The organism is Leifsonia sp. NCR5 (assembly GCF_002105485.1).
Taxonomy (GTDB): domain Bacteria; phylum Actinomycetota; class Actinomycetes; order Actinomycetales; family Microbacteriaceae; genus Leifsonia.
Window position 1 is genome coordinate 136,472 of the sequence record NZ_NCSR01000011.1, and the last position, 7,955, is coordinate 144,426.

The 7,955-nt window shown below is 68.9% G+C and carries 9 protein-coding genes; 4 read left to right on the forward strand and 5 right to left on the reverse strand.

Going from position 1 to position 7,955, the window contains the following annotated elements:
* Positions 1–6 precede the first annotated feature (6 nt).
* The 5 genes from B7438_RS11340 to ddaH all read right to left on the reverse strand — a co-directional run bounded on the left by B7438_RS11340 (position 7) and on the right by ddaH (position 4,745).
* Positions 7–327, reverse strand: coding sequence for a hypothetical protein (locus tag B7438_RS11340; protein WP_085369698.1), 321 nt, complete (start codon positions 325–327; stop codon positions 7–9).
* Positions 324–971 (reverse strand): MOSC domain-containing protein, encoded by a 648-nt coding sequence (locus tag B7438_RS11345; RefSeq protein WP_085369699.1) that lies wholly within the window; start codon positions 969–971, stop codon positions 324–326. Before B7438_RS11345 ends, B7438_RS11340 begins: the two co-directional genes overlap by 4 nt.
* Before the next feature lie 17 nt (positions 972–988).
* On the reverse strand, positions 989–2,467 hold the full coding sequence (locus B7438_RS11350) for a peptide MFS transporter (RefSeq protein WP_143465825.1): 1,479 nt from the start codon (positions 2,465–2,467) through the stop codon (positions 989–991).
* 86 nt (positions 2,468–2,553) lie between these two features.
* On the reverse strand, positions 2,554–3,873 hold the full coding sequence (gene rocD, locus B7438_RS11355; RefSeq protein ID WP_085369701.1) for an ornithine--oxo-acid transaminase: 1,320 nt from the start codon (positions 3,871–3,873) through the stop codon (positions 2,554–2,556).
* 11 nt (positions 3,874–3,884) lie between these two features.
* Entirely contained in the window at positions 3,885–4,745 is an 861-nt protein-coding gene (gene ddaH, locus B7438_RS11360; protein ID WP_085369702.1) for a dimethylargininase, read from the reverse strand.
* Between the two features lie 186 nt (positions 4,746–4,931).
* Here ddaH and B7438_RS11365 point away from each other — a divergent pair, with 186 nt between their 5' ends.
* From B7438_RS11365 to B7438_RS11380, 4 genes are all read left to right on the forward strand, one after another.
* On the forward strand, positions 4,932–5,369 hold the full coding sequence (locus B7438_RS11365; RefSeq protein WP_055891313.1) for an Lrp/AsnC family transcriptional regulator: 438 nt from the start codon (positions 4,932–4,934) through the stop codon (positions 5,367–5,369).
* A gap of 57 nt (positions 5,370–5,426) precedes the next feature.
* Positions 5,427–5,849, forward strand: coding sequence for an SRPBCC family protein (locus B7438_RS11370; protein WP_085369703.1), 423 nt, complete (start codon positions 5,427–5,429; stop codon positions 5,847–5,849).
* Between the two features lie 106 nt (positions 5,850–5,955).
* Positions 5,956–6,648, forward strand: coding sequence for a response regulator transcription factor (locus B7438_RS11375; RefSeq protein ID WP_085369704.1), 693 nt, complete (start codon positions 5,956–5,958; stop codon positions 6,646–6,648).
* Between the two features lie 72 nt (positions 6,649–6,720).
* The coding region (locus tag B7438_RS11380; protein ID WP_085369705.1) for a HAMP domain-containing sensor histidine kinase at positions 6,721–7,955 on the forward strand (1,235 nt) is incomplete at its 3' end.

A 7,955-nucleotide genomic window follows, 5' to 3' on the forward strand; every position in this document is an offset into this window, starting at 1 on the left:
TGCCGATCACGCGTGCGCTGCGTGCGCCGCGTGCACGTGCACCGCGAAGGCGGCGATCTCGTCGGCGCGCGCCGCATCGTAGAAGAAGCTGAGCTTGCCGCCCTGGGTCGGTGCGATGGACACCATCTTCGTGCCGACCGTGATCGTCGGACGGAACGCGATGTGCATCCTCTGAACGTCCGGGAAGCCGAACACCTCCAGGATGCGCCCGTCGAACGCCAGCAGCGTCGACTCGCTCGCCCACGCCTCGACAATCTCAGTCACTCCGGTCGCCCCTTCCGCCTGCGGCACCTCGACCACCTCGGCCGCCTCTCCCTCGTCGCTCACACCCTCACCCGCGCAGCGATCTTCCGCATCGCCACCACCATCTCAGGCACGAGCGTCACGCTCCCCGCGCGCTCTGCCGCTTCGAGCGCATCCACCTGGTCGGCGTCGGCGGAGGTGAACCAGGAGGCGACGGTCACTCCGTGTCCCGGCCGCGACACGACCTCGATGCTGTCGCCCGCGCCGATGCTCCCGGACTTGACGATGCCCAGGTATGCGCCGGGCAGCCCCACCTCGGTGAAGCGTTTGACCCACTGCCGCTCCCCCATGCGCCGCTGGAACGTCGCGCAGGGCTCGCGCGGACAGGTCACCTCGACCACCAGCTCGTCGCCGATCCTCCACCGCTCGCCGATCTCGGCGCCGTTGACGTCGAGGCCCGCCGTTCGGAGGTTCTCGCCGAACAGCCCGGCAGGGATGTCGCGCCCGAGCGCATCCGCCCAGTACTCCGCGTCCTCCTGCGCATACGCGTAAAGCGCCTTGCTGAGGCCGCCGTGATGCTTGCGGTCGGCCTGCACGTCTCCGTAGAGCCCATACGGTCGCACCCGCAGCGAACCGGCGACGGGTCGCTTGTCGATCGCGGTCACCCCGATGCTGCCCGAATCCGGGATCAGCTTGTCCACCCTGCACAGTTCGAGCAACTCGGCCATGCGACCAGTCTGCTGCCTCACCGCACGCCGCGCATCATCTTCAGCACCCACGGGCTCATCACGGCCAGCACTACGCCGATCGCGATGGCCACCGCCCCGATGATCCCGAAGTAGACGCCCTCCGTCGCCGGCGAGTACAGCTTCGCGAGCTGGCCGGCCATCGCGGTGCCGAGCGCGACGGACAGGAAGTAGAGCGCCACCATCTGCGCACCGAACGCGTGCGGCGCCAGCTTCGTGGAGGCGGACAGCCCGACCGGCGAGATCAGCAACTCCGCGACCGTGAACACGAGCAGGATGCCCACCACGGCCAGCAGCGGCGTGCTGTTCTCTCCGCCGCCCGCCCAGAACAGGAACAGCCAGAACGCCAGCCCCATCACCACCGTGCCCGCCGCGAACTTGAGCGGCGTCGACGGCTGCTTGTCTCCCCACTTCGTCCAGATCGCCGCGAAGACACCGGACAGGACGATGACGAAGATCGGGTTGATCGACTGCACCCAGGAGACCGGGAAGTCCCAGCCGAACAGGTTGCGGTCGAGTCGCTTGTCCGAGTAGATCGTAATCACCGTGAACTGCTGCTGGTACAGAGACCAGAACGCCGCGTTCGTGATGAACAGCGGGATGAACGCGACGATCCTGCTGCGCTCCTCCGCGTTCACCAGCTTCGACGTGAGCAGCAGCGTGAAGTACGCGATGGCGGCGACGATCACCACGCCGATCACGATGAGCGCCAGGTTCTGCGCCGTGATCACGCCGAGGAGCACCAGCGCGACCACCACGATCACCCCGGCCACCGCGATCCCGATGACGAGCGGGCGACGGGATGCCGGCAGCGGGTTGGGCACGTCGTGCGCCTCCTCCGGCAGCCGCTTGCGCCCGAAGGAGTACTGGATGAGCCCGATCGCCATGCCGACCGCCGCCAGCCCGAAACCCCAGTGGAAGCCTAGCTCGGTCTGCAGCAGCCCGGTGAGGAGCGGCCCGAAGAACGCGCCGAGGTTGATGCCGAGGTAGAAGATCGAGAACCCGGCGTCCCTGCGCGAGTCGTGCTCCGAGTAGAGCGTGCCGACGATGCGGGTGGCGTTCGCCTTCAGCCCGCCACTGCCGAGCGCCACCAGCAGAAGGCCCACGATCACGCCGGACACACCCGGCAGCAGGGCGAGCGAGATGTGCCCGGCCATGATGACCACGGCGCTCCAGAACAGCACGCGTTCCGACCCGAACATCCGGTCGGCGAGCCACGCGCCGAGGATCGTCGAGAGGTACACCGCCCCTCCGTACGCGCCGACGATGCCGGCGGCCGTGGCCTGGTCGATGCCGAGGCCGCCGTCGGCGACGGAGTGATAGAGGTAGATGAGCAGGATGCCCTGCATCCCGTAGAACGAGAAGCGCTCCCACATCTCGACGCCGAAGATGTTCGCGAGCGAGCGGGGTTGCCCGAAGAACGTCTTGCCGCCGTCTGGCCGTTCAGGCGCCGTCGCCTGTGTGCTCGGATCACTCATGGCGCCCATGCTTCCACTCGGGAGCACACTGCGCGACGAAAAAACCTGAAGCTGTGGATAACTCCTGCGCTCACAGGCGAAAGCCGTCAGCGGGTGGACAACTCCTGCAGCACCGCCTCGAGCTGGTCGACCGCCCAGTCCAGGTCGGCGGGATCCACCACGATCGGGGGCGCCAACCGGATGGTCGACCCGTGCGTGTCCTTCGCCAGCAGCCCGCGCTCCATCAGCAGTTCGCAGACCTCCCTGCCCGTCGCGAGCGCCGGATCGATGTCGATCCCGGCCCACAACCCAGCCCCGCGCACCGCGAGCACGCCGTGCCCGACCAGCCGCGAGAGCCCGGCGTGCAGGCGCTTGCCGAGCAGCGCGGCGCGCTCCTGCGGTTCGCCGGTCGCGAGCATCCCGACCACGGCCCGCCCGACGGCGGCAGCGAGCGGGTTCCCACCGAACGTCGACCCGTGCTCCCCGGGGTTCAGCACCCCGAGCACATCACGGTTGCCGACGACAGCGGAGACCGGCACGATACCGCCGCCGAGCGCCTTGCCCAGGAGGTAGAGGTCGGGTACCACTCCCACCAGGTCGCACGCGAACGTCGCACCGGTGCGGCCGAGGCCGGACTGGATCTCGTCCGCGATCAGGAGCACGCGTCGTTCGTCGCAGAGCGCGCGCAGTTCGGGAAGGAAGGAGGCGGGCGGCACGACGATGCCGGCCTCGCCCTGGATCGGTTCGACGAGCACGGCGACGGTGTCGTCGTCGATGGCCTCCGCGACCGCGGCGGCGTCGCCGTACGGTACCGTGCGGAATCCTGGCGTGTACGGGCCGAACCCGTCACGCGCATCCGGATCGTCGGAGAAGCTGATGATCGTGGTCGTGCGCCCGTGGAAGTTGCCGGCCATCACGATGATGTTCGCCCGTCCGTCCTGCACACCCTTCACGCGGTACCCCCACGCGCGCGCCACCTTGATGCCGGACTCGACGGCCTCGGCTCCCGTGTTCATCGGCAGCACCATGTCTTTGCCCGCGAGCGCGGCGAGCGCCTCCACGAACGGGCCGAGCTGGTCGTTGTGGAACGCGCGGCTCGTCAGCGTGATGCGGTCGAGCTGGGCCCGCGCCGCATCCAGCAGCACGGGGTTGGAGTGGCCGAAGTTCACGGCCGAGTATGCGGCGAGGCAGTCCAGGTAGCGCCGGCCGTCCACGTCCGTGACCCAGGCGCCGTCCCCCTCCGCGACCACGACGGGCAGTGGATGGTAGTTGTGCGCCGTGTGCTCCTCTTCCCGCTCGATCGCCTCGGCCTGGCGCTCGGTCGGGGCGACGGTGCTGGGGTGGATGCGGTGGGCGACGGTGTCCGCCTGGGCGACGGTGTCGGCGCCGGTCGTGTCCGCGGGTGCGACCGTGTCTGTGTCGTTCATGCGCTGTCCTTTCAGCGTCGCAGTTCGAGGGTGCAGCACTTGACGCCGCCGCCGCCGAGCAGCAGCTCGGAGAGGTCGACGCCGATCGGGTTGTATCCGTGCTCGCGCAGCTGCCGCTCGAAATCGACGGCCCTGGATGCGATCACCACGTTGTATCCGTCGGAGAACGAGTTGAGTCCGAGCACGGCGGCGTCCTCGTCGTTGACGACGATCGCGTCGGGGAACCGCTCGGCGATGACGGCCCTGCTGGCGTCGTCGAACGCGGACGGCAGATAGGCGATGTGCTCCTGTCCCGGCGTGCCGTCGAGCACGGAGAGCGCCGTGTCCAGGTGGTAGAAGTTCGGGTCGATCAGCCGCAGCGAGACCACCTCGCGCCCGTACAGCTCGGCGAGCTCGCCGTGACTGGCGTCGGTGCTGCGGAAGCCGGTGCCCGCGAGGATCGTGTCGCCGACGAGGAGGAAGTCGCCTTCCCCCTCGTTGACGCTGCGCGGCTCAGCGACCTCGAACCCGTGGCTGCGGAACCAATCCATGTATGCCGGGCCTTCCGGCTGCCGCTCCGGGTATGTGAAGCTCGCGCCGTACGCCACGTTGTCGACCACGAACCCGCCGTTGGCCGCGTAGACCATGTCCGGCAGCCCTTCGATCGGCTCGATCAGCTGCACGTCGTAGCCGAGGTCGACGTAGGTGCGGTAGAGCACATCCCACTGCTGCACGGCCAGCGACGTATCGGTCGGCAGGGCGGGGTCCATCCACGGGTTGATCCGGTAGACGACCACGAAATGCTCGGGACGGCACATCAGCACCGACCGCCGCGTCGGGATCCGCGCCGGCCGGTCCGTCCGCGGCTCAGCGTCTTCGTGGGTGATCGACATGGGGATAGTGTCACACACGATTGTCGGCGAATGGATGCGTTCGGACGCACGTAATCGCCAGGATCGGGCCTCGCCGCGCAGAATGTTTGCGTGCCTGTTCGGCGAGAGCAGATCGTTATACAGCCCGCGCAACGATTCCGCGTAACACCAGGCGCTCACGCAACGATCCACCGTATGCTAGCGCTCGTGGACAACCTCGATCGCAGCATCCTCGACCTGCTCCGCCAGAATGCCCGCGCCGGATACGGAGATATCGGCTCCGTGGTCGGACTGTCCGCGTCCGCGGTGAAGCGCAGGGTCGACCGTCTGGTCTCCGACGGCGTGATCCGCGGTTTCACCATCCAGGTCGACCCGGCGATCGACGGGATGAGCACCGAGGCGTACGTCGAACTGTTCTGCCGGGGGACGGTCGCGCCCGACGAGCTGCTGCGCATCCTCTCCGCCGTGCCGGAGGTGGTGGATGCGGGAACCGTCACGGGCAGCGCGGACGCCATCGTGCACATCCGGTCGCGGGACATCCCGAGCCTGGAAGCGGCGCTCGAGAAGGTGCGGCTCGCGCCGAACGTGGACCACACGCGCTCCGCGATCGTGCTCTCCCGTCTGATCAGCCGCGGCAACGCCTGACCGGCACGCGTCGCATTTCTTCAAGCCATCCGCGCCTCCGAAGCGCACGATGGTGAGATGAGCGAGACAGCAGAGGCCACCGCCCTCATCCACGCCGACCGGGATGCGGTCTGGCACGCCATCACCGACCCCGACCTCATCGCGCAGTACCTCTACGGCACGCGCGTCGAGTCCGAGTGGACGGTCGGCAGCCCCATCGTCTACCGCGGGGAGTGGGAAGGGAAACCATACGAGGATCACGGCACCATCCTGGAATTCGTGCCGGGCGAACGCCTGGTGAGCAGCTATTACAGTCCGCTCAGCGGCAAGCCGGACGTGCCGGAGAGCTACCAGGACGTCGCGTACACCCTGGGCTCCGACGGCGACGACACCCGCGTCACCATCACCCAGAGTGGATGCGCCGACCGCGCGGAAGCCGACCGCATGAGCACCAACTGGGCCTCCACCCTGGAAGGGCTTCGCGCCGTCGTCGAGCGCTGATGCGCATCCGGATTTCCGTGACGACCTGCGAGAACCTACAGGAAACGCCACACCCGATCCGCCGCCATCGGAGCACGACCACGGGAATCGGTGGCACGATGTCAGCATGAAGCTGCTCGTTGTCGAAGACGATCCCGACATGGGAGGCCTCGTCGAACGCGGTCTCACGGCCGAAGGCTACGACGTGACCCTGGTCACGAACGGCGTCGACGCGCTCATCGCCCTGCGCGCCGAAGGCTATTCCGCCGCCGCGATCGACGTGATGCTGCCGGGGATGAGCGGCTTCGAGCTGTGCCGCCACATTCGCGAGGCCGCCAACCCGATGCCGATCCTGCTGCTCACCGCACGGGACGCCATCGAGGACCGCGTTCACGGCCTGGATTCGGGAGCGGACGACTACCTCACCAAGCCGTTCGCGTTCGCCGAGCTCGCCGCGCGGGTGCGCGCCCTGCTGCGGCGCGAGCCGTCCGGGATGCGCCCCCAGGTGACGGTCGGACGCCTCACCATCGACTCGCACGAGCACCGCGCCCTGGTGTCCGGCCACGAGATGCCGCTCAGCCGCCGCGAGTTCACGCTGCTGCGCCTGTTCGCCACGAACCCGGACAAGACGCTCGCCCGCTCCGACATCCTCGAGACAGTGTGGGGCACCACGGAGAACATCGGCACGAACGTCATCGACCAGTACGTGTCCTACCTGCGCAAGAAGCTGGAACTGGCCGGCGCCGGGCTCGCCATCGTCACCGAGCGCGGCCGCGGATACCGGCTGGACGCCAAGAACGCCGAGGTCCCGACCCCGTGACGCGCGCGGCGGTCGGCGCTGTTCCGGGTTCCGGCTCCGGCTTCGGATGCGCGGATCGCGCGTGACCAGCCCATGAACCGTCTCAGACGCCTCTCGATCACTGCCCGCATCACCATCGGCAGTCTCATCGTGGCGACCCTGTTCGGCCTGGTCGCTGTCGAGGTGGTGCGCTTCGGCGTCGCCTCCATCCTGCACAACGCCACGGTCACCCTCCTCGACAACGACGTCGCCGCGCCCGCCGCGGCTCTCGGCAACAACCCGTCCGGCCCGTTCGATCTGCCGGGAGGCGGCCAGGAGCTCGCGATCGTCGACGCGTCGGGCGCGGTGCTCGCATCCACTCTCCCCGGCTCGCTGGAGGCCGACATCGGCGGGCTGCTGCGGCTGGGCGAGCAGGCGACGAGCGTCAAAGTCGGCGACGACCAGTATCTGGTGCTGGTGCGCGCGGTCTCCACCAGGAACGGCGTGATGCACGTGGTCGCCGCCCGCAACAACGAGACCACCGACCTCATCCTGGACAGGCTCACCGGCGCCCTCGCGATCGGCGCCGTGCTGCTGGTGATCGGCTTCGGCGCGGCATCCTGGCTGCTGACGCGTGCAGCACTGCGCCCGGTGAGCCGGATGCGGGAGCAGGCGGAACGCATCGCCGATGTGCAGTCGACGGGCCTGCTGACGGTGAACCCGGCTCGCGACGAGCTGGCCGAACTCGCCGGGACGCTGAACGAACTCATCCGCAGGCTGCGCGCGTCGGCGGAACGCGAACGCCAGATGGTGTCCGACGCCAGCCACGAGCTGCGAACGCCACTTGCTGTCCTCCGCGGCCAGCTGGAACTCGCGGAGCTGGATGCCGGAGACGCGGAGGCACTGCTCGCGGACATCCGCTCCTCCCGCAGCACCGCCCTCCGCCTCGGCCAGCTGGCGAACAACCTGCTCGAACTGTCGCGCATCGAGGCGGGCCCGGCGAGCGGCCGCACCGACTGGCGCACCCTCACGGATGAACTGGCCGACGCCATCGACCGCGCCCGCCTCCTGGCCGCGAGCCCGGAAGAGAACACCCCGCCGATCTCGATCGACTTCGACTACAACCCGCGCAAGACCCCACCGGGCGACGGCCTGGTCGGCCTCTCCCCCACCGACTTCGGCCGCATCCTGGACAACCTGATCGGCAACGCGATCACCGCGATCGCGGGCGCGAGTGGGGGCGCGGGTGACGCGCCAGCGGGCGCGGGTGACGCGCCAGCGGACGCGGGTGACGCGGCGGCCGACGCGGCGACGGAAGCCGAGACAGGCGCCACCACCCCACCCGACCC